Annotated in this window: 23 protein-coding genes and 2 tRNA genes; 4 read left to right on the plus strand and 21 right to left on the minus strand. The window is 50.4% G+C overall.

From position 1 onward, the window contains the following. Positions 1-14: 14 nt before the first annotated feature. The 5 genes from LG201_RS03690 to infA form a co-directional block, all read right to left on the minus strand. Positions 15-90, minus strand: a tRNA-Glu gene (locus LG201_RS03690). 41 nt (positions 91-131) lie between these two features. Then, a tRNA-Ala gene (locus LG201_RS03695) sits at positions 132-207 on the minus strand. Between the two features lie 143 nt (positions 208-350). Next, positions 351-1,529: a phospholipase A gene (locus LG201_RS03700; protein WP_226770825.1), complete on the minus strand. Its 1,179-nt coding sequence runs from the start codon at positions 1,527-1,529 to the stop codon at positions 351-353. A 272-nt stretch (positions 1,530-1,801) separates the two neighbouring features. Then, on the minus strand, positions 1,802-2,329 hold the full coding sequence (locus LG201_RS03705) for a class I SAM-dependent methyltransferase (protein WP_226770826.1): 528 nt from the start codon (positions 2,327-2,329) through the stop codon (positions 1,802-1,804). 159 nt (positions 2,330-2,488) lie between these two features. Next, positions 2,489-2,743 (minus strand): translation initiation factor IF-1, encoded by a 255-nt coding sequence (infA, locus tag LG201_RS03710; protein WP_226770827.1) that lies wholly within the window; start codon positions 2,741-2,743, stop codon positions 2,489-2,491. A 292-nt stretch (positions 2,744-3,035) separates the two neighbouring features. Between infA and LG201_RS03715 the strand changes: the two genes are divergently transcribed. The 4 genes from LG201_RS03715 to LG201_RS03730 all read left to right on the plus strand — a co-directional run bounded on the left by LG201_RS03715 (position 3,036) and on the right by LG201_RS03730 (position 6,229). Further along, entirely contained in the window at positions 3,036-3,242 is a 207-nt protein-coding gene (locus LG201_RS03715) for a cold-shock protein (protein ID WP_226757312.1), read from the plus strand. Positions 3,243-3,472: 230 nt separating this feature from the next. After that, on the plus strand, positions 3,473-3,838 hold the full coding sequence (locus tag LG201_RS03720) for a hypothetical protein (RefSeq protein WP_226770828.1): 366 nt from the start codon (positions 3,473-3,475) through the stop codon (positions 3,836-3,838). A gap of 245 nt (positions 3,839-4,083) precedes the next feature. Beyond that, entirely contained in the window at positions 4,084-4,653 is a 570-nt protein-coding gene (locus LG201_RS03725; protein WP_226770829.1) for a manganese efflux pump MntP, read from the plus strand. A gap of 451 nt (positions 4,654-5,104) precedes the next feature. Beyond that, a complete protein-coding gene (locus LG201_RS03730) occupies positions 5,105-6,229 on the plus strand; it encodes an OprO/OprP family phosphate-selective porin (protein ID WP_226770830.1) in 1,125 nt (374 codons plus the stop codon). 69 nt (positions 6,230-6,298) lie between these two features. Here LG201_RS03730 and LG201_RS03735 read toward each other — a convergent pair whose 3' ends face one another. The 16 genes from LG201_RS03735 to LG201_RS03810 all read right to left on the minus strand — a co-directional run bounded on the left by LG201_RS03735 (position 6,299) and on the right by LG201_RS03810 (position 21,154). Further along, complete coding sequence (locus LG201_RS03735) at positions 6,299-7,216, minus strand: DUF7669 domain-containing protein (RefSeq protein ID WP_226770831.1); 918 nt, start codon at positions 7,214-7,216, stop codon at positions 6,299-6,301. A gap of 93 nt (positions 7,217-7,309) precedes the next feature. Beyond that, positions 7,310-7,552, minus strand: a complete 243-nt coding sequence (locus tag LG201_RS03740) for an ATP-binding cassette domain-containing protein (protein WP_226770832.1) — start codon at positions 7,550-7,552, stop codon at positions 7,310-7,312. 21 nt (positions 7,553-7,573) lie between these two features. Further along, positions 7,574-7,744 (minus strand): ATP-binding cassette domain-containing protein, encoded by a 171-nt coding sequence (locus tag LG201_RS03745; protein WP_226770833.1) that lies wholly within the window; start codon positions 7,742-7,744, stop codon positions 7,574-7,576. 34 nt (positions 7,745-7,778) lie between these two features. Beyond that, positions 7,779-8,033: an ATP-binding cassette domain-containing protein gene (locus LG201_RS03750; protein ID WP_319006035.1), complete on the minus strand. Its 255-nt coding sequence runs from the start codon at positions 8,031-8,033 to the stop codon at positions 7,779-7,781. Positions 8,034-8,117: 84 nt separating this feature from the next. Beyond that, a complete protein-coding gene (locus tag LG201_RS03755; protein ID WP_226770835.1) occupies positions 8,118-9,455 on the minus strand; it encodes an ABC transporter substrate-binding protein in 1,338 nt (445 codons plus the stop codon). Positions 9,456-9,562: 107 nt separating this feature from the next. After that, positions 9,563-10,630: a branched-chain amino acid ABC transporter permease gene (locus tag LG201_RS03760; RefSeq protein ID WP_226770836.1), complete on the minus strand. Its 1,068-nt coding sequence runs from the start codon at positions 10,628-10,630 to the stop codon at positions 9,563-9,565. 9 nt (positions 10,631-10,639) lie between these two features. Next, positions 10,640-11,521 carry a branched-chain amino acid ABC transporter permease gene (locus LG201_RS03765; protein WP_226770837.1) on the minus strand — a complete coding sequence of 294 codons (882 nt, stop codon included), beginning with the start codon at positions 11,519-11,521 and terminating at the stop codon, positions 10,640-10,642. 25 nt (positions 11,522-11,546) lie between these two features. After that, on the minus strand, positions 11,547-12,323 hold the full coding sequence (locus LG201_RS03770) for an ABC transporter ATP-binding protein (RefSeq protein WP_226770838.1): 777 nt from the start codon (positions 12,321-12,323) through the stop codon (positions 11,547-11,549). Further along, on the minus strand, positions 12,320-13,471 hold the full coding sequence (locus tag LG201_RS03775; RefSeq protein ID WP_226770839.1) for an AMP-binding protein: 1,152 nt from the start codon (positions 13,469-13,471) through the stop codon (positions 12,320-12,322). Before LG201_RS03775 ends, LG201_RS03770 begins: the two co-directional genes overlap by 4 nt. Positions 13,472-13,484: 13 nt before the next feature. Further along, a complete protein-coding gene (gene sfnG, locus LG201_RS03780) occupies positions 13,485-14,582 on the minus strand; it encodes a dimethylsulfone monooxygenase SfnG (RefSeq protein ID WP_226770840.1) in 1,098 nt (365 codons plus the stop codon). 116 nt (positions 14,583-14,698) lie between these two features. After that, the gene (locus LG201_RS03785) at positions 14,699-15,472 is read right to left on the minus strand and encodes an ABC transporter ATP-binding protein (protein WP_226770841.1); all 774 of its coding nucleotides are present in this window, start codon (positions 15,470-15,472) and stop codon (positions 14,699-14,701) included. Between the two features lie 102 nt (positions 15,473-15,574). After that, positions 15,575-16,915, minus strand: coding sequence for an ABC transporter substrate-binding protein (locus LG201_RS03790; RefSeq protein WP_226770842.1), 1,341 nt, complete (start codon positions 16,913-16,915; stop codon positions 15,575-15,577). A 29-nt stretch (positions 16,916-16,944) separates the two neighbouring features. Continuing rightward, a complete protein-coding gene (locus LG201_RS03795; protein WP_226770843.1) occupies positions 16,945-18,009 on the minus strand; it encodes a branched-chain amino acid ABC transporter permease in 1,065 nt (354 codons plus the stop codon). Between the two features lie 44 nt (positions 18,010-18,053). After that, positions 18,054-18,935 (minus strand): branched-chain amino acid ABC transporter permease, encoded by an 882-nt coding sequence (locus LG201_RS03800; RefSeq protein ID WP_226770844.1) that lies wholly within the window; start codon positions 18,933-18,935, stop codon positions 18,054-18,056. A 9-nt stretch (positions 18,936-18,944) separates the two neighbouring features. Beyond that, positions 18,945-19,748, minus strand: a complete 804-nt coding sequence (locus LG201_RS03805) for an ABC transporter ATP-binding protein (RefSeq protein WP_226770845.1) — start codon at positions 19,746-19,748, stop codon at positions 18,945-18,947. Further along, entirely contained in the window at positions 19,745-21,154 is a 1,410-nt protein-coding gene (locus tag LG201_RS03810; RefSeq protein WP_226770846.1) for an LLM class flavin-dependent oxidoreductase, read from the minus strand. Before LG201_RS03810 ends, LG201_RS03805 begins: the two co-directional genes overlap by 4 nt. Positions 21,155-21,181: the final 27 nt, after the last annotated feature.

A 21,181-nucleotide genomic window follows, 5' to 3' on the forward strand; every position in this document is an offset into this window, starting at 1 on the left:
TAACTTACATTTTCTGGCGTCCCCACGGGGATTCGAACCCCGGTCGCCTCCGTGAAAGGGAGGTGTCCTAGGCCTCTAGACGATGGGGACTGATCGTCGGGTGTTCGGTACATGTACTGAACACCCTTTTTTGGTGGAGATAAGCGGGATCGAACCGCTGACCTCTTGCATGCCATGCAAGCGCTCTCCCAGCTGAGCTATACCCCCGAAAAAGAGCCGCTATATTAATGATGACGGCATAGCCTGTCAATGACCGAAGCTGAATTTATTTGGATAAGTGTATATTTTACTAAACACGTGATCACTCATCCAGTCGCAGACTGCTCTAAATAAAACATCTAAACCGTCCCTCATCTTGAAATAGAGATACCTAAACGAATTTGCGTATCTCGATCCCGATTGTAATCAAGAAGGGTTTCTCCATAGCCGGAAAATAGCTGCAAATGGGCAAAGGTACCCATGCGCGAAAGGATTCTATCGCTCAAGGGATAAGACACATCGATCTGCCCTGTTGCATAGCCAGCATTACCCTGTCGATAGAGGCCATTAATCATTAAACCGTCATCTCGACCATACCTTACCTGCCAGTCGACATAGCCGCGATACTTCTGAATATCAGGATTGTCATCTTTTTCAATGTATCCATATATTTTAGGAAACAGTGTCAGGCGCTTGCCATTGGCCAAGTCCAGATACCAGCTAGGGCGAACATAGGCGATGTTCAATGACCTGGAATCCACACCGCCCTGACCATTTGACTCGTGTTCCACACCAACACGCCATTCGTCAGGAAAAATACCGCGTGACTCCCCTGCCCAGCGGTAAAACAGGCTGGGCCTGTAGCTTGTATCGCGAAACGGGCTGGAATCTCCGCCAATATCCCATAACGTCGTTTGCGTATAAGCAAAGTATAGATTGCTCAGGAACGGGGCAAATTGCGCGACAGAGCCTTGTGGTTCAAAGGGTCTGTATTTAAAGCTGATCTGAAAACGGGCATCGGCACCTTGATCATGGCTGGAACCAACCAGAAAATAGGTGGACTCATTAGGCGATATTGCGGGCTCATCCTCTGGCTTTGCAATCAGCACCTGAGGCGCGGCAACATTGCTGCTTGGCGTGGCATCAGGGCTCTCCTTCACGGCCAATACAGGGCCCGTATCGTCATCATTGCTAGATAACAGCAGCACACGGTTTGATGATTGATCCACTAGTTCTGCCCGTACCAGCCCAACAAAATCCTGCCCCGGGGCACCGCTGTAAACACGTCCGGGATAACTGCTTTCGGCGGTGTCTTCCAGCGTAACTTCAATGACCTCAGAGGCCGTGGGGCCTGATAGCTTGAGATGCAATATAGCTGGCCAGCTGCCTGCAGCTTGAGGCTTGATCACTTGCAGGGAAAGTTTTTGACCGATATTGACTGACTCAGTCTGCGGTACGATCAACCACGCCTCATTCGCCACGGCATGCAAGGACATTGCGACCCCCAGAGAGCCAAGTACCGTGTTGCTTACACCCTTAATAAAGCGCATTTCAAAATCCTATGATCACCAAGTACGCCTACTATAACTGGTGGTGGCTGAAATGAAATCACTTCGCCTGCTATCGTGGCTTAATTAATGAGATACCGGAGGGTTGAGCTAATGACAGTGATGCTTAGGCTGAACATATGAGCTCTGCTTCAACGCATACGGTGATCTCTTGATTGGTACTGGGCATTGGGTAATGCATGATGGGAATATCCAAGCTGAGGCTCACATGTCAGAGAGGCTACTGGCAGCTAAAATGCCGTTCAAGAATTGGTTCAGCTTGTCAGCTTAATGGCCGCAATGCGCTGTAATACTGCTGGTGTTGGCGTTTCTTGCAACAAGCCCTCCTCATACGCAATGACCGTTAACAATGGCTGGAATGTATCTAGCAACTCGTTGGAGTTTAATAAAAAATCTGGATTTTTCGGTGATCCGTAAGCCTCATTCCCCATCATGAATGTCTCGTAGATCAGCACTCCTCCAGCCACCAGGCTATGCACCAGCCATGGCAGTAAGGGCCGATGAAGATATCGGCAGACGACAATGGCATCAAATTGGCTATTTCCATACACCCACTCGCCATTTTCCATATCCAGATGGGTAAGGTTGATATTGCGCAGGCCTTGCATTGTTTGCAAAGCGGCATTATCGCGATCTACAGCTTCAACCAGGAAGCCTTGCGCAGCCAGCCAGCGCGCATTCCGCCCTGAACCTGCAGCAAGGTCGAGTATCTTTCCCTCAGGCTTAATGTGGGCGCTGTGCTGGATGACCCAGTGAGAAGGCTGCGGGCTATATTCATGCATGATTGAGTGTACAGATTTGCTGTGAGCAGGTGTGGTTCATTATTTCGAATGAGTGCTGCCATTACAAGATCCAGGGGAGGTCTTGAGAGTCTGTGGGAGGGGAAATAAATAAAGCCCTTCATACAAGGGCTTTATTGGACGCTTAAAATGCTTGCAACCCTATCGCCTTCTACGCATTGGAGCCGGACTGTTGGTGGCAAGATGGCGGAAAGTAATACGACCATTATTGATATCATAAGGGGACAGCTCAAGTGTGACCTTGTCGCCTGCGAGGATGCGGATATGATTTTTTTTCATCTTCCCGCCTGTATAAGCCACCAGTGTGTGACCATTATCCAGTGTGACGCGATATCGTGAGTCTGGTAGGATTTCCATCACTACGCCGTGCATTTCAATGAGTTCTTCTTTAGCCAAATGTGTCTCCAAGATTGTAGATAAAACTACTGTGCAGCAATAATCTTGGGGGGCTGGTGATTTTGCGAGGGAATAGTAATGATGTTCCTCATTAGTATAGAGGTTCCCATATACCAAAAGCAAATTTAAGATATATTTATCCAATTATTTTAATTACTTCTTGACTTCACTAAAATTAATACGTAAAAAGACATCTAGGTGTTTGAACTTTGATATTTTGATATTTTTTAAGATTTTGAAATACAAACTTTTGGGGTGCCTCCCCTTTAGAGAATTATGAATGGAATTGATTATGGCAACAGGTGTAGTGAAGTGGTTTAATGATAGCAAGGGCTTTGGTTTCATCACTCCGGATGCAGGTGGTGCGGAGTTGTTTGCTCACTTCTCAGCAATTGTTAGTGATACTGGCTACAAGAGCCTCAAAGAAAACCAACGTGTTAGCTTTGACGTGATTGATGGTCCTAAAGGTAAGCAAGCTGGTAACATCAAGGCTGAATAGTTTTAGGCTGTAAGTCAAAAAAACCTCGTATGTGATGCGAGGTTTTTTATTGCCTGCTACATATGGAATAAGGTAAACAGCCTTACTTCTCAAGTATCCATCCCCTTCTGTAATTGACAGATATGGCGAATGATTACCATGCTGTTCATCAAATTAATCCCCTCAAGTCGTTGCTAAAGTGAATCCTGAAAAATGCTGTATTCACTAAACCTCGAAAGAAGGGATACTCCATGAACACATCCAGCTATCTCACAACCGTATTATCAAGCCTGAATACCTCCTCTTATACTTCTCAGAAAAATAATACCGCAGAATCGACAGAGGGCTCTGCATCTGCACCATCCGCATCCACGATAGTGTCGCTCTCCTCCAATAACAAAACTGGCTATGTACAATCCGAAGCGGCCAGGGAGCTAGAGGAGTATATGAATATGTCCGATAGTGAACGACTGCAATGGCATTGGCTGAACAGCCATGGCATCAGCAAGGAGGATTTTAATAATATGAGTGCCGAGGATAAGCAGAAAATTGTTGATCAGATGCGAGAAGAGCTCAAGCAAAAAATGAATGAGCTCCCGTCAAGCAAGTCCACCTGATGTTTCCCCGTACATATCCTATGCTGGTCATCATTACAAGATAGTGCTCCTAGGCGATATATAGTAAAATCGCTCCACCTTTAGGGAGTAGCCTGCTTCCATTCGAAGCGCCCGTATCAACATAATCGACGACTGTCGTGGTGCGGGTAGCCATTCTGGTTGGCGAGACTAATGGTTGTCAGTACGCTCGGTTGGGCGGTCTGACAGCCATTTGCACATGCCCAACCCAAGTCTGAATCAGAATCATGAGTATCGTATCCATATTTTTCCTCGCATTGGCCATGTCTGCTGATGCTTTTGCAGCGTCTATTGGCAAGGGCGCCATGCTGTATCGGCCGCGTTTGTTTGAAGCATTGCGCACTGGTCTTATTTTTGGTGTCATCGAGGCAATTACCCCATTAGTGGGATGGAGCTTGGGCCGCGTAGCCTCGGATTATGTCACTGCATGGGATCACTGGATTGCATTTAGCATTCTGGCAGCACTAGGCCTGCGCATGGTCTGGTCCGGTGTGAAGTCGGCCCCGGAGGCCACACAAAAGCAAAATAGCCACTCATTTATTTTGTTGGCGATGACGGCCTTTGCCACCAGCATTGATGCCATGAGCATAGGCGTTAGCCTGGCCTTTCTTGATGTGGATATTGTGCCTGTGGCCATTGCGATCGGTTGCGTCACATTTATCATGGTCACCATAGGCGTCATGTTGGGCCGCATGCTTGGTTCAGCATCTCGCAGAACGGTAGAAATTCTAGGGGGGGCCATCCTTATTACAATAGGCTGCCTGATTTTATATCAACATTTATCTGCCGCAGGCTGAGCTTAATTAAGCTGACTTGCTGCTAATCAATCAGCCCTGCTTTCTCATCAACTGCAGCATAGCCAGATGCGATGAATGCCCTGGCCTCTTTGCGCTCAAGCAATGGCTATACCCCTTTCCCTGTTCAAGGCAATCACTGGTGAAGGGCGGCATTCCAGGCATTGATATATCAACAAGCCCATAGATGCAATTTTCCCGGCGTTTCACCTCGCCCACCTTGGCAAACCCTGCTTTTCCATCAGCATGCATTCCTCATCTTGCTTTTTCAAAAGCAATGCCAAATGACAAAATTATCCACAACATATTGATTATTATATAAAAAAATAACTGGCATACTAAATGCCTATACACCCTGTAGCGTTTTCAAACTCTGGATTAAGTTACTGATTTTTATCAGGGCATAACCTGTAAACGCATCCAACCAATATTAATTATCAGGGTGTATATATAAATGAATCATTCACATTTTCCCCGCCACTGGAGTCAAGCGTTTGTTTTGGTCAGCCTTGCATTGGCCGCGCTTCCTGCCAGTGCAGATCCCACTTTTTCCCGTAATGATGACCAGTTCATTAATATCGGGGTGGCAGCACGCGCCAGCTATAAGTCAGTCAAGGATGCAGCGCCTAATGGCAGTGACAGATCCAATGATTTTGATCTTGAAAGTGCGCGACTTTACACCAACGGAAAACTGCACAAATACGTTTCCTTTGAGTTGAACACCGAGAAAGATGCCGATGACCGCATTGGCATTCTGGATGCGCGTCTTGGACTGGAGTTTAACGAGTATTTTAATATCTTCATTGGACGCTTCCTGCCGCCTGCCAGCCGCGCCTCAGCCTCTGCCCCTTACTACCCTCCTACATTTGACTTCCCGTTCTCGGAACAGGCTCCTAACAGACTGGGCGGCCGTGATAATGGCGCTTCCGTGTGGGGCGTTCTGCTCAACCAGAAACTTAAGTACCATATTGGTGCTTTTGAGGGACGCAGTGGCTCAGGCACTTCAAACCAGTCTGATAACCTTTCATTTTCTGGCCGTTTATCCTATAACTTCTGGGATCCAGAACCTGGGTTCTACAACGTAGCCAGCTATGATGGTGCCAAGGATATCCTGGCGGTGGGCGCATCTTATCGTTACCAGAAAGATGGCGCAGGCACCGTTGCCAATGCTGGCAATTACAGTTACTGGAATGTGGATGGCCGGCTGGAAAAAGCCATCAGCGGAGGCGGTGTGGTCGGGGCCGAGGGTTCATATTACAAATACGACAATGACAACACGCAGGATCCTAATATTGCCAAGGGCAAGGGTTTCTTCGTCACTGGCAGCTATACCTTTCCGCAGGAAATCGGCATAGGCAAAATCCAGCCCAAGTTTGTCTATGAGCGCTTCGAGAATGATGATACCAATGCGGTTGCATTAGCTGGCCTGGATAGAAAGCGCTATGACCTGGGCGCCAGCTACCTGATTAATGGCAGCAATATCCGCGTTGATGCTTACTACTACAAAGAAAAACTCAATCAGGGGCTGCCTGATATTGATGGCATTGCTGTACGCTTCCATGTGGCGCACTTCTTTTAAGCCAAGATTAGACGCTTAGAAAACACACCGGCCAGTTTGAATGACGACCGGCCGGCGTTATTAATTGAATTAATTGGTGACTTTGATTGGATTGGACCACTGATCGTCCAGCTGATTATATAACCGATACTTTCCTTTTTGTATTTGCCAATATCGATCAATGCCTCCAGGCCAATGATGACGAGAGGGATGATTGACACAATCCGAGGCGATTTGACAGCGAATCGTACTTTTGTTGACATCCGGATATTCAGTGCTGAGATAAGAAATGATGTCTTTAGGAGAAAAGACAAAATCATGATTGTTGTGAGAAAGATGGCGCACGGCATTCCAGATAATCTCCTTAACAGGAGTATCGCCATTCCAATTATTGGCATTTGACGCTGAATTTATATTAGAACTTTTGCCAGCCAATCTCTCGCCTCCCACGACCAAGCTTGAATCGACCAATAAACTCCCAGACTCTCCGCTGTGAGCCTCATAAATGACGCAAGAAATATCTAAGCCTAAATTTTGTCTGAGAAACCGACAGACCTCCGATAAGGTGGGAGGAATCTCCTCTGCAGCAATAAATAATCTTAAGCTACTACCCAACATAGGTACTTCATCTACCTCAAAATACTCTTTGAATATGGCATAAACATCAGAATTTAAATTGATGTTTGCAATTTCTTTGATCTGATCTGCGGATAATTGTGATGCCCATGCGGCATATTCCAATATTTGGGCAATCACCTCACGCGGTGCCTTACCTTTTTTAAGCTCAATTACAACAATATTTCCGTCTTTATCTAGCGCTAATAAATCAGGGTAACGGTTGTTTTCTGCGATATTTGCTTTAGTTTGACGGCCAATGATCAATAAATCTTCATTAGCAATAGCCCACGGACTATTATGTAACCACTCTTCGAGTTGTATTTCTCGCTCAAGTAAAACCCTTGGGGCCTCTATCAATTGATTTTGCGAATTTACAGTAAAAATTGTCATATTTGTCTCTAAGTTATGTCTTAAAACAAGCTAGATCATGACATAAACTGAGTTATTTTCCGAAATACAAAGTATCCAGATTTCCGCTGCGTTTTACTTTTCAGATGTCACTTCCGCTGCTATCCTGCCGCTTTCAATAATATAGCCATGGTCAGCATATTGCAGGGCAATGATAGCGTTTTGTTCAGAAAGCAGGAAACTCACGTTTTCTTCCCGGTTCAGGGTATGCACGATCTCGAAAATCTCTTCCACAACCAGTGGCGCCAGCCCCATGGATGGCTCGTCCAGCAATACCAGTTTCGGGTTAGCCATCAATGCGCGACCTATGGCCACCATTTGCTGTTCCCCACCGGAGGGTTATCCAGCTTGGTTCTTACGCAATTTACGCAGGCGCGGGAAGTAGTGGTAGATTTTTTCCAGCAACTGTTCAATCTGCTTTGCCGATGGCTTACGTACGAAAGCGCCGGTATGGAGGTTTTCCTCTATAGTCAGATGCGCGAAGCAATGGCGGCCGTCAAGTACTTGCACCAGCCCTTGCTGCACGAAATCTGAAGCGGGAGTGTTAGTGATATTCTGTCCTTGGTAATGGATACTTCCGTGCGCCACTTTGCCACGTTCGGCATTGACCAGTCCGGATGGCCTTGAGCGTGGTGCTTTTGCCGGCGCCGTTGGCACCCAGCAAGGCCACAATGGCCCCCTCTTTTACCGTGAGTGAGACATTCCTTACAGCCAGGATGACTTTCTCATAAATCACTTCTATTTGGTTGACTTGCAAGATATTGCAAGTTTTCGCTGATGCCTCAACCGCCATGGGCATCAGCGAACACCAGATCGGGCCATGGTACTAATAAGCGTCAACTTCATAAACACTCATCAGTACCATGGCTTAATGCCTGATTAATTAAGACTCTTTGGAGCAATCACGCGGGGTAATGCCTTTTTCCTTGGCATACTTGTGGGATGACTCTTCGATGATAGGACGCAGCAGCTTGCGATCCGCCTGTACCCAATCCGAGATTACCTTCCACTGCTTGCCATCCCATTGCTGGAAGCGTACAGCACCGCCGCCTTCATGGTCAGAGCAAGAAAGCTTGAGAGGTTGTACCAGGCCATATGCGCCCAATTGCTTGAGTCTGGCATCATCCAGCTTGATGTTTTCAAAGCCCCAACGCACTTCCTCGCCGGTCAATGGACGCTTGCCGAACTTCGCCTGTGCAACACGCACTGCTTCCACGTTGAGGATGCCGTTCACTACTCCCAGATTGTAATAAACGGTACCAAAGCGTTTGCTATCCTGCAGGTTACCTTTGCCAGCCTTAAGCACTGTTTTGTCTATATCCTGCAATACCGGGAAATTGGTCCCGGATGGATGCGTAGTAATGGAGATAAAGCCCTTGGCAGCAGCACCTGCTGGGGCTGCATCCTCCTCTGAATTGCTCCAGATATTGCCGATGATGTGATCAGCCGGGAAACCCGTCTTCTGGGCAGTTTTCAGTGCAACTGGGTTCATTACGCCCCAGCCACGCAAAATTACCCAATCAGGCTTGATGCGGCGGATATTCAACCATTGCGACTGTTGCTCGTTGCCTGGATGTGGAACTTCGATTAGGGTGACCTGAAAACCATATTTTTTGGCCAGCAACTCCAGGATAGGATTGGTTTCCTTGCCATAAGGCGAACCATGGAACAGCGTGACGATCTTCTTGCCCTTTAGCTTGTCGAGACCGCCAGACTTGTCGCCAATGTAATTAATAATGGCAGAGACTTCGCTGTAGGGGTTGAGCTGCAAAGGAAACACATAAGGGAACACGCTGCCATCGGTAGAGTCGGTACGACCATGGTTGATGGTAATCAGCGGCAGCTTGTCGGTGGCAGAACGATCCAGCGTGGCATAGGCAATGCCTACTGACAGCGGATTTGTGGCCGCAGCAGGTGCACCATTCAAGCCTTTTTTCAGGCGTTCATAGCACTCCACGCCTTTTTCAACCACATATTCTGTTTCGCATTCGCTCCAGGTGAACTTGACGCCATTCACCCCTCCCTCTTTGAGATTGACGTATTGCAGATAATCAATGAAGCCGCCAAAAAATCCAGTACCGCCTGCGGCATAAGGGCCGACACGATAGCTTTGTAGCGGAAAGTACTGTTCATTGGCTGCCTGTACTGTTCCGCTCAGCAGACTAAGGCCTAATGTAAGCGCGCCAATCAGGGCCGATGGCTTTTTAATGATAGACAACATGGTGTATTCCTCAATCAATATTGAAATTTAAAGTATTTTATTAATTCGTTCATATTCAACACATTGAAACGATCTCCTGATAATAATGATCACTTGTTGTCAGGCTTTCAGAACCTTAATGGCCAGATACGGGCGCGTTCACGGAATAGCTGCCACAACCGTGCCAAGCCATTGGGCTCCTTGATCAGGAAGAAGATGATGAGTGCACCAAAAATAATCTTCTGCAGGTTTTCCAGTTGTCCTGGATCAACCACGCCTGCAAGGAAGTTGGCTGAAAGATTGGAAAGCAGTATAGGCAGCAGCACGATGAAGGCTGCGCCCAGGAAATTCCCCAGAATGCTGCCCATGCCACCAATAATGATGATGAACAGGATCTGGAATGACCGGCTGAGATCAAAGCCGTGCGGCTCTACCGTTCCCAGGTAAGTAAAGGCCCAAAGCGCACCTGCAATGCCAAGCAGGAAAGAGCTGATGGCAAAAGCCAGCAATTTGGTTTTCAGGATGGGAATGCCAATGACAGCCGCAGCCGTGTCCATGTCACGTACGGCCATCCAGTGCCTCCCAAGCTCGCTGCGCACGATATTCCTGGCGAAGAAAGCCAGCACAGTCACCACGCCCAACGTCAGTAGATAGCGTCCTGCCGGGGAACTGAAGTCATGACCAAGGATAAGCAATGAAGGCGCTGAAATAACGCCGGACGCGTTGTAATTGGAAAACCAGCCAAATTGCGTCAGCACCCAGGTGACAAAAAACTGTGCGGCCAGCGTGGAAACCAGCAGATAAAACCCTTTGATCCGCAGGCTAGGCAGGCCAAATATCACGCCCACAATGGCAGCAGCCACACCGCCAAATACAAATCCGACAAGCAAGGGACTGCCCTCTATGCGCACCTGGAAGTTATACGCAGCAAATGCACCCACCGCCATGAACGCAGCAGAACCCAGAGATATCTGGCCGGCATAGCCGGTAAGCAGGTTAAGACCCAAGCCGGCTAATGACAGCACCAGAAATGGGATCAGGATGGCACTAAACCAGTAATCGTTGCCGATAAACGGCACGATGACGAATGCAAAACCCAGCAAGGCATAAAAGGCCCAGCGCTGCTGATAAAGCTTGAATATTCGATGATCAGCCTGGTAAGAGGTGATGAATTGTCCGGATTCTCTGTAGATCATGCTCTGTGCCTATACCCGTTCAATGGCGCGTTCGCCAAAAATGCCTGCTGGCCTGACCAGAAGAAACAGCAATGCCAGGACATAAGGAAACCAGTTTTCGATGCCGCCACCGATGATGGGACCAAGATAGACTTCAGCAAGTTTTTCGGAAGCGCCGATAATCAAGCCGCCGACAATGGCACCACCAATGGAGGTGAAGCCGCCGATAATCAGTACCGGCAACGCTTTCAGTACCACCAGGGACAAGGAGAACTGCACGCCAAGACGTGCGCCCCAGAGTAATCCGGCTACCAGCCCGACAAACCCGGCCACTGCCCAGACAATCATCCATATCCTCTGCAGCTTGATGCCCACGGCAAGCGCCGCAAGCTGGTCATCCGCCACCGCACGCAATGAAATACCTATCCTGGTTTTGTTGAACAACAGAGAGAGAAACAACACCAGAATGCCTGCCGTAGCCGCAGAGAACAGGTCAAATTGTGAAAGCAGCATGCCGCCGATTTCCAGTGGCGCATCACTGATACCCAGCTCAAGCCCGTGTACCTGTGCGCCCCACATAGCCTGCGCTACGCCTTCGATGATGTAGCTGAGCCCCAATGTCGCCATAAACAGCGTGATTGGCGGCCTGTTGACCAAGGGCCGCAACACTACGCGTTCTATTGCCCAGGCCAAGGCAATCATGGTGAGCAAAGTAACGGCAAAACTTACCCAGAATGGCACGCCCCGCTCCAACAGGCTGACAAAGGTCAATGCAGAAAAAAGCACCATGGAGCCCTGAGCAAAATTGAATACGCCAGAGGCTTTGTAGATCAGTACAAACCCGATCGCAACCAGTGAGTACATAAGCCCAGCCAATAACCCGCCAGTCAACACCTCAAGGAAAAATTCCATTATTTCATTTCCTTATGCATTATTTTTAATGTGTTGTACCAAGATAGGCTGCGATCACCTCAGGGCTTTTCCGCACTTCATCCGGCGTGCCATCCCCTACTTTCTTGCCATAATCCAGCACCACCACGTGGTCGGATAAGCCCATCACAACGCCGATATCATGCTCAATCAGCACCACCGTGGTACCGAACTCGCGCTGGGTATCCAGAATGAAAGCGCTCATCTCGGATTTTTCTTCACGATTCATGCCGGCCATGGGCTCATCCAGTAATAAAAGCCTGGGCTCAGATGCCAATGCCCGTGCCAGCTCCACCCGCTTCTGCAGACCATAAGGCAAGGTGCCAACAATGCTGTTGCGCCACTGATTGATGCGCAGGAAATCAATGATTTCCTCGGCCTTCTGTCTTTGTTTGATTTCATCTGCCAAGGCACGGCCGATATGAAATGCCTGCTCTATCCAGCTACTTTTCACTTTCAGGTTGCGCCCAGTCAATACGTTGTCGAGCACACTCATTCCCTTGAACAAGGCAATATTCTGAAAAGTCCGGGCAATGCCCTGTACGGCGGCCTGGTGTGATTGCATCTTTTGATACCGTTGACCATTGAAGCCAATCAGGCCCTGATCAGGCTGGTAAACCCCGTTGATCACATTGAGCAATGAGCTCTTTCCCGCACCATTAGGCCCAATCAGCGCGCAAATTTCCCCTTGCTCTACCGTAAAGCTGATATCAGTGATCGCCTTGACGCCCTTGAAAGAGAGCGAAATACGCTGTAACTCAAGTAATGGAGTTGCACCCATCATGATGCCTTCGTGATGTTGTCGGCTTCTACATCCGTATCATGCACGGAGGGCAGTTGCCTGGAAGTGGTGGTAGACAAGGTGCGCCAGTTGGCGACTTTATCCCAGGTGCGGATGTGAATCCCCAGTGTCTTGAAAAACTGCAGCGAATCGACAGGCAAGGCTGGGCCAATCAGCAGTGGCACACGGATACGAGAGAAACCAATCACGTCACGTAATGGTCGCTTGACCAGCCAATACCCCAGAAAGCGCTGAAAAACATCACCATCAGCTCTCAAGGCATAGGTCACCAGCCGGCCTGTCAGGCTATTCGGTACTGGTAGCCGCTCCCTCACCAGGGACTCCAGCCGCTGATAGGTTTCACGCGTACCGGCCACCAGTGTCGGTCCCAGTTCACGTCGGTCTGCATCCCGGGTGGCAATATTTTCAGGAAAGTTGAGAGTGAACCCAGCGGTGAGCCAGGGCGACAAGAGATAACGCAAATGACCACTGGCGGCAAAGACCCTTGCCGCCAAGGCTTCCTCATGCTGGCTCAGACGCTCAGCAAATACCAGATGGCGCCCTTCCTCCAACAGCTCGTCATGGTGGAAATGCTCTACCTGCACATTGCGCTCGCCGTTCACACGATACAACGCAAATGCTGATTGCCCTGCCTCGGCAACCGGGGCTCTGGAGGCAGCCGGGGTAATGCGCAATAACTCGGCGTAATGTTGCAGCGCGGTTTGGGGATAGGCAGACAGGCCGCGATCCTCCGCATAGATCACGTTGACATCCTGGCGGCTATTGGCCAGGGTCTGGTCTACTTGCCGCTGCCCCTCGGCAAAGACAAATACGGGATTCAGATACCTGAGCAGCAAGGCCACATGATCATCCTCCAGCGACGGGTCAAGCGGAGCGGCAATGCCGCCCAACCATTGCGCAGCAAGTGAAAGCAGTAAAGCCTCGCGCCTCGGGTGGGTCAGCAATACCAGCGTGTCGCCACGACCAAATCCCAGTTTGTCCAGGATATCTACCAACTGCCCGATCTCGCTACGCAGGCTTTTCCAGCTTTGCTCATGCCAGATGCCCAAGTGCTTGTGGCGCAAGGCAACTCGCTTGGGTTGGATCGAGGCATGATGAATCAGCCAGTGCGGTAAGGTATCGTTTGCCATATCTTTCCTTGATTTATGCCGCCAAGGCTACCTGCTTCTGTTCCAGCTCGCGTACCAGTGGCAGCACCTTCTCGCCGAAATACACCACTTCCTCCTGGAAGTGCAGGAAGGCAGACAACACCAGATCCACCCCAACCGCCTTGAGAGCGACAATACGTTCAGCAATCTGCTGCGGAGTACCAATCAAATTCGTCTTGAAGCCATCGTTGTACTGAACCAGGTCCTCAAAGCTGGATTTGGCCCAGTTACCTTCGCCTTCAGGGCTGGCCTTGCCTGCCTGCTTGGCCGCATCACCAAAGGCATTAACCGCTTCCGGGTCAGCCTTGTCGATGATTTCCTTCAATACCGCACGCGCTTCTTCTTCCGTATCGCGCGCAATGATGAATGCATTCACGCCCACCTTGACCTTGTGATTGTTGGCAGCTGCCTTGGCTCGAATATCATCGACCTGCGCCTTGATACCCTCGACCGTATTACCGTTGGTAAAATACCAATCAGATACCCTGGAAGCCATGTCCCGTGCGGCTCTGGAGCTACCGCCCTGGAATATTTCCGGATGTGGATTGGTGTTGTATGGCTTGGGCTTCAGGGTGTAATCATGAAAACGATAGAAATCACCCTTGAACGTAAAGTTGTCCGTGGTCCAGATGCCCTTGAGTGCACGAATGAACTCTTCTGAACGACGATAGCGCTCATCATGCTCCAGCCATGGCTCGCCGATGGCAGTAAACTCACCCTTGAACCAGCCGGATACAATATTGACCGCCACCCTGCCCTTGGTAAGCTGATCGATAGTTGCCAGTTGCTTGGCGGCAACGGCAGGATTCCACGGGCCAGGTAAAATCGCAGCAATCACCTTGAGCTTGGTGGTTGCTGCAAGCAAGGCGTGTGAAAATGCCACTGGCTCATGCTGAAACTCTGCCCCATAGCCCGCCGTAAAGCGGATCTGGCTCAATGCATACTCAAAGCCATTTTCTTCCGCCAGTTGTGCCAGCTTGATGTTGTAATCAATGTCCCAGCTGGTGCGCTGTTCAATCTTGCTGACCACCAGGCCACCACTCACATTCGGTACCCAGTAGGCAAACTTGATATCTTCCTTATTCGTGCTCATTGTTCATCCTTTCAAAAAAATGTGAGAAAAACCTGTCACTCAGGCTTTGGTTCCATTCCAACTGCTTCTCTTGTATCTATCATCAAGCTCATCCTGCACCTCAGGCTGATGAATCCTTATTGTTTCTTGCCCAGATAGGCATCCTGCAAAGCCGTGTTCTGCAGTAACTCCTGCGCAGTACCAGACAGCACGATCTTGCCGGTCTCCAGCACATACCCGTAATGCGCGTGCTTGAGCGCAACCGGGATGTTTTGCTCAGCCAGCAGAAAACTCACGCCTTCTTTTTCATTGAGCTGGCTCACGATCTCGAATATCTCCTGTACGATCAAAGGAGCCAGCCCCATCGAAGGTTCGTCGAGCAGCACCATGGATGGGTTGGTCATCAACGCCCGCCCAATCGCAACCATCTGCTGCTCACCGCCAGAGGTATATCCCGCTTGCACTTTGCGTTTTTCCTTCAGCCGTGGAAACCAGGTGTAAATGCGCTCCAGCCCTGCCTGCAGGCTCTGCCTGCTGGGTCGCCGCACAAATCCTCCACTACGCAGGTTCTCTTCCACTGTCAGGTGAGCAAACACATGACGGCCTTCCAGCACGTGAACAATCCCTTGCTGCACCAGTACATGAGGCGGCGTATGAGTGCTCATCTGCCCCTGGAAATGAATACTGCCGCTGCTCACCTCTGCCCGGTCTGCGCGCACCAGTCCGGAGATGGCCTTGAGCGTGGTGCTTTTTCCGGCACCATTGGCACCCAGCAACGCAATGATCGCGCCCTTGGGCACGGTCAGCGATACGCCGCTGACCGCAAGTACCGCACTGTCGTAAATGACTTCAATGTCATCCACCCGCAGTAGCTCAACGGACTCGGCATAAGGGTTGGCAATGGCACTCATTTCATCACTCCGGTTGGCACGGCTGATGCGGTCATCACGGGGGCTATCGTCATCGTTTTATGTCTCCCAATCTCAACATCAAGCGGTCGTACTGCTTGAACATTACTTTTCCTTGCTCGGATCACGACGGGTAATGCCTTTTTCCTTGGCGTAGGCGGCAGACTTCGCCTCAACCAATGGTCGCAGGAGTGTTCGGTCAGCCTGAATCCAGTCGGTTTTCAGCTGCCACTGCTTGCCATCCCATTGCTGGATGCGTGCAGCACCGCCGCCCTCATGATCTTCTGGTGTAATGCGCAGAGGCTGCAGCAGGCCGTAGAAACCAATCTTCTTCAAACGTGCATCGTCAATCACCAAGTGCTCGAACGCCCAGCGTCCTTCTTCCCCATTCAAGGGGCGGTTGCCAAACTTGTTGTATCCGGTGCGCAAGGCTTCCACTGCCAGCACCGCATTGACCAGGCCTATGTTGTAATACACGGCACCAAAGAATTTCTTGTCGCGCAGGTCGCTCTTGCCCGTATCCAGGATGTGCTTCTTCAGCTTCTGGTGAATGTCAAAACTGGCACCACCAGGATAAGGAGCCAAGGCTTGATAGCCTTTCGCAGCAGTACCTGCTGGGATCACATCAGCTTCGGAGCCTGCCCATACATCGCCGATGATGTGGTCAACAGGTATGCCGAACCGTGCAGCAGTCTTGATTGCGACTGGGGTGGATACGCCCCAGGTACGCAGGAATACCCAGTCAGGCTTGATTTCACGCACACGACGCCATTGTGGCGATTGTTCATTCCCAGGGTCTGCTACCGGAATCTGGATATTCTCAAAGCCATACTTTTCGGCCAGCAGCTTGATCGCAGCCTGGGTTTCACGCCCGTATGCAGAGTCGTGATACACCGTCACAATCTTCTTGCCTTTAAGCTTGTCGAGCCCGCCTTCTTTCTGCGCAATGTATTTGATACCGGTAGATGCCTGGCTGTAGTAATTGAACAACAGCGGGAAGGCATAAGGAAACACAGTGCCATCAGTAGATTCTGTGCGGCCACCAGCCGGGTCGATCAAGGGAATCTTGTCGATGGCTGCCTTCTCGATCAAGGCATAAGAAGCAGGTGTGCTATGCGTAAAGAAGAATGCCAGCGGAGATCCATTTTTCCCTTTCTTGACCCGCTCATATACCTCTACAGTGCGGTCTGGACTCCATTCCGTTTCAAACTCTTCGTAGTTGATCTTGACGCCGTTAATACCGCCTTCAACCTCATTGATGTAGCGAAAATAGTCCAATGTCCCCGCCCACCACAAAGTGCCGCTGGAAGCGTATGGCCCAACCCGGTAAGTAGGCAGTGGCACATATTGATCCGCGGCCTGACTGATTGCCGCGGTGCCGAGGCCCAGCGTGGCGGTCACGGCCACTGCCAGCACTGTGTTAAGAAGAAGAGGACGCTGAAACATGGTTAACTCCTTGAAAATATATTTGTTATTCAAAAACGTAATGGCCAGACGGATAATCTGCTGCGTGCATTCGTCAGCAGCCGTGCAATCCCTTCTGGCTCCTTGATCAGGAACCAGATAATCAATGTGCCAAAGATGAATTTCTGGATGTTCTGCAACACTCCCGCATCAACCATCCCGGCAAACAGGGTTTGTGAGACGAAGTCGAGGGCCAGTGGCAATAGCGTGATGAAGGCCGCCCCGATGAAATTCCCGCTGATACTGCCCAGCCCTCCGATGATGATGATGAACAGGATTTGGAATGAGCGCTGTAAACTGAAACTCTGCACACCTGCCGACCCAAGGTAGACGAAGACCCAAAGCGCTCCGGCCACCCCCAGATAAAAAGAGCTGACTGCGAACGCGAGTATCTTGCTGTGATTGACACGGATGCCGATGACCGCAGCAGCGGTATCCATGTCACGGATCGCCATCCAGTTGCGCCCGGTCTGGCTGCGCGTGAGATTGATGGCAATCCAGGTCAGCAATACCACCACCCCTAATATCCAATAGTATTTTCCCTGCGCGCTGGAAATATCCAGGCCGAACACTTCAATGGAGGGAGATGAAATGGTCGCTGAGGAACTGTAGTTGTAAAACCACGGGAACTTCACGAACACCCATTCGAGCAAGAATTGTGCCGCCAAGCTGCTCACCATGAGGTAAAAGCCCTTGATCTTGGCACTGGGCAGACCGAAGATTAGGCCAACCAGCGCCGCTATCAAGCCACCCAGGAAGATGGCAACCGGGAAAGACAGATGCAGGTGGGTGAGAAATGCATAAGTAGCAAAAGCCCCCACTGCCATAAATCCACCTGAGCCCAGCGAAGTCTGCCCTGCATAACCAGTCAGCAGATTAAGACCCATTCCCGCAAGTGCGAGGATCAAGAATGGAATGATGATGGCATTAATCCAGTATTCACTGCCCACCCAGGGTATGGCAGCAAGCACCAGCAGCCATAGCCAGGCATAAAGGGATTTGCCATCCTTGATCACTACGGGAGCCAAATGAGCATCCAGGCGACCAGTGCGCGGCAGTATCGTTGTGTCGTTCATAGTGTGGTGGGTGTCCATATCATCATCTGGCTAATATTCATGCGCTATACCCGCTCAATGGCACGTTCGCCAAAGAGTCCAGCCGGACGTATAAACAGAAAAGCCAAGGCGAGAAAATAGGCAAACCACCCGGTAATCCCACCGCCAATAGCCGGCCCGATATAGGCCTCGGCCAGGTTCTCGGATGCACCGACAATCAAGCCGCCGGCAATCGCCCCGCCAATGGAAGTGAATCCTCCAATAATGAGTACCGGTAATGCCTTGAGCACCACCAGGGATAATGAGAACTGCACACCCTGACGGGCGCCCCAGAGTATCCCAGCGACCAGTCCTGTCATCCCGGCAACCGCCCAGACGATCTGCCAGATATGATTAAGATTGATCCCGATCGACAATGCGGCCCGGGTGTCATCTGCCACAGCACGCAAGGAAATACCTATCCTGGTCTGGTTGAATAGCAGCGCCAGCACAGTGACCAGGATCACGGCAGTCACCGCAGCCACCAGATCAAACTGACTGACCAGCAGATCACCGATGAATATAGGCACATCATCAATGCCCAGATCCAGTTCATGAACCGTCGCCCCCATCACGCCTTGCGCGATGCCTTCTATGGCGTAGGAAAGTCCGAGCGTCGCCATGAATAAGGTCATTGGACTGCGATTGGTCAGGGGCCGCAATACGAGTTTTTCGATCAGTATGGCGAGCAGAACCAAGGCCAGAATGGTCAGCAGTATCGCAACAACGAATGGCACTCCGGCTTCATGCAAGGTCACGAATAACAATGCAGAGAACAGCAGGATCGATCCCTGTGCAAAATTGAATACGCCGCTAGCCTTGTAGATCAGCACAAAGCCAATGGCAACCAATGAATACATAGTGCCTGCAAGCAATCCACCTATCAGGGTTTCAAGGAAAAGCATCATGCATCTCCCTTAATGCACCGAGCCCGGTGTGATTGCCCCCAGATAGGCGGCGATCACATCGGGATTTGCTTGTACTTCTGCCGGGGTACCATCCCCCACTTTGCGTCCGTAATCGAGTACCACGACATGATCAGACAGATCCATGGTGACCCTCACATCATGTTCAATCAGCACCACCGTGATCCCAAGGTCACGATTGATATCCGCGATAAAACGACTCATCTCCTGCTTTTCCTCGGCATTCATGCCCGCCATCGGCTCATCCAGCAACAGCAAACGCGGTGATGCGACCAATGCACGCGCCAGTTCCACGCGTTTTTGCAAGCCGTATGCCAAGTTCCCAACCATGGTGTAGCGATGAGACTGTAATTCCAGGAACTCAAGTACGGCTTCGCTTCTCTCGAGGAACTCAGCTGATTCTCGACGTGCCCGCGGAAGTTTGAATGCATGTTCGATAAAGTTGGATCGTCCATGCCGTGACAGACCACTGAGCGTGTTGTCGATCACGCTCATCTTCTTGAAGAGCGCGATGTTCTGAAAAGTGCGTCCTATCCCGCGCTGCGCAGCCTGGAATGGATGCACCTTGTGGAAATGTTCACTCTCATAATGAATTTCACCAGAATCAGGGGTGTAAACGCCATTAAGTACGTTGAGCAATGAACTCTTGCCCGCACCATTGGGCCCTATCAGCGCGCATATTTCACCGCGCTGCACGGAAAACGAAAGACTGGTGATAGCTTTCACACCTTGAAAAGACAAGGAGATATCCCTGACATCCAGGATAATGTTGCCTGCATGAGAGAGGGTCGTCATGCCGATTTCTCCTGGGCTTGCCATGCTTGCTGCTTGCGCTTGATGCGTTCAATGTCTCGATAGCGTGCGGCCGGATGTGTGGATGGCAGATAGGGGCCATCGCCAAACAGCTTTTCGCGCAGCGTGCCTTCTTTATACTCTGTGGCATAGACACCACGCCGCTGCAGTTCGGGTACCAAGTACTCAACCACATCCTCAAAGGTTTCGTGGGCGACTGCGTAGGCCAGATTGAAGCCATCCAGATCGGTTGCTTCCATCCACTGCTCCAGCTGGTCAGCTACCGTCGCTGGCGAGCCAACAAACAGGGGGCCAAGACCGCCCACACTGGCCCATTTGGCCAGCTCTTCAATCGTCCAGGTCTTGCCGCCTTCAGCCAGATGCTCAACCGCGGAAATGATGGCATTAGTCTCGACTTTGCGTACATTGTCGGTAGGGGCATAGCGACCGAAATCGATGCCTGTCCAGCCCGAAGTCAATACCAAGGCGCCATCATAAGACCCGTAGCTCTGATACTCCTTGAGCTTGGCATGGGCCTTGGCATCGGTTTCGTCGACCACAATAGTGACCAGTGCATAAATCAAGATCTTGCCAGGGTCACGTCCAGCTACCGCAGCACGGTTGCGGATATCTTCTACATAAGCCCGTGTGATGTCCTGCGTTGGTGTGGAAATGAACACCAGCTCTGCATTCTCAGCAGCAAAATCTTTGCCAGCATTGGAGGCACCCGCCTGGAACAGTACTGGCGTACGTTGCGGCGAAGGTTCGCATAAGTGATATCCCGGCACTTCAAAGTATTGTCCTTTGTGCCCAATTTCATGGATCTTCTCTGGGATCGCAAAAATCCCGTTTTCACGATCCCTGACCACAGCACCTTCTTCCCAGCTGCCCTCGAACAGCTTGTAAAGCACTTCGAGGTATTCGTTAGCCACTTCATAGCGATTGTCGTGGCGCTTGAGTCCACCCTGACCAATGTTCTTGGCCCCACTTTCCAGATAGGACGTGACGATATTCCAGCCTACTCGACCTTTGGTGTGATGGTCAGCCGTCGATAGACGGCGAGCAAAGGTATACGGATGCTCAAACGAAGTTGACGCGGTGATGCCTATTCCCAGGTGCTTGGTTGCCAATGCAATCGGATTGGCCAGTTGCAGGGGGTCATTGACCGGAATCTGTACGCCCTGCAAAAACGCATGGTCGTTATTGCCATGATAGACATCGTAATAACCAATTACATCAGCAATGAAAATGGCATCAAAAATACCTCGCTCCAATATCCTGGCCAAATCAGTCCAGTATTCGAGGTCTTTATACTGCCAGGCGCGATCACGCGGATGTCTCCATAAACCCGGCGACTGATGACCCACGCAATTCATCTCGAAAGCGTTAAATCGAATAGCTTTAGACATCAGTGACTCCAGCTGCTGAGGTTGATC

It is taken from the genome of Methylobacillus gramineus (genome assembly GCF_020532675.1).
Taxonomy (GTDB): domain Bacteria; phylum Pseudomonadota; class Gammaproteobacteria; order Burkholderiales; family Methylophilaceae; genus Methylobacillus; species Methylobacillus gramineus.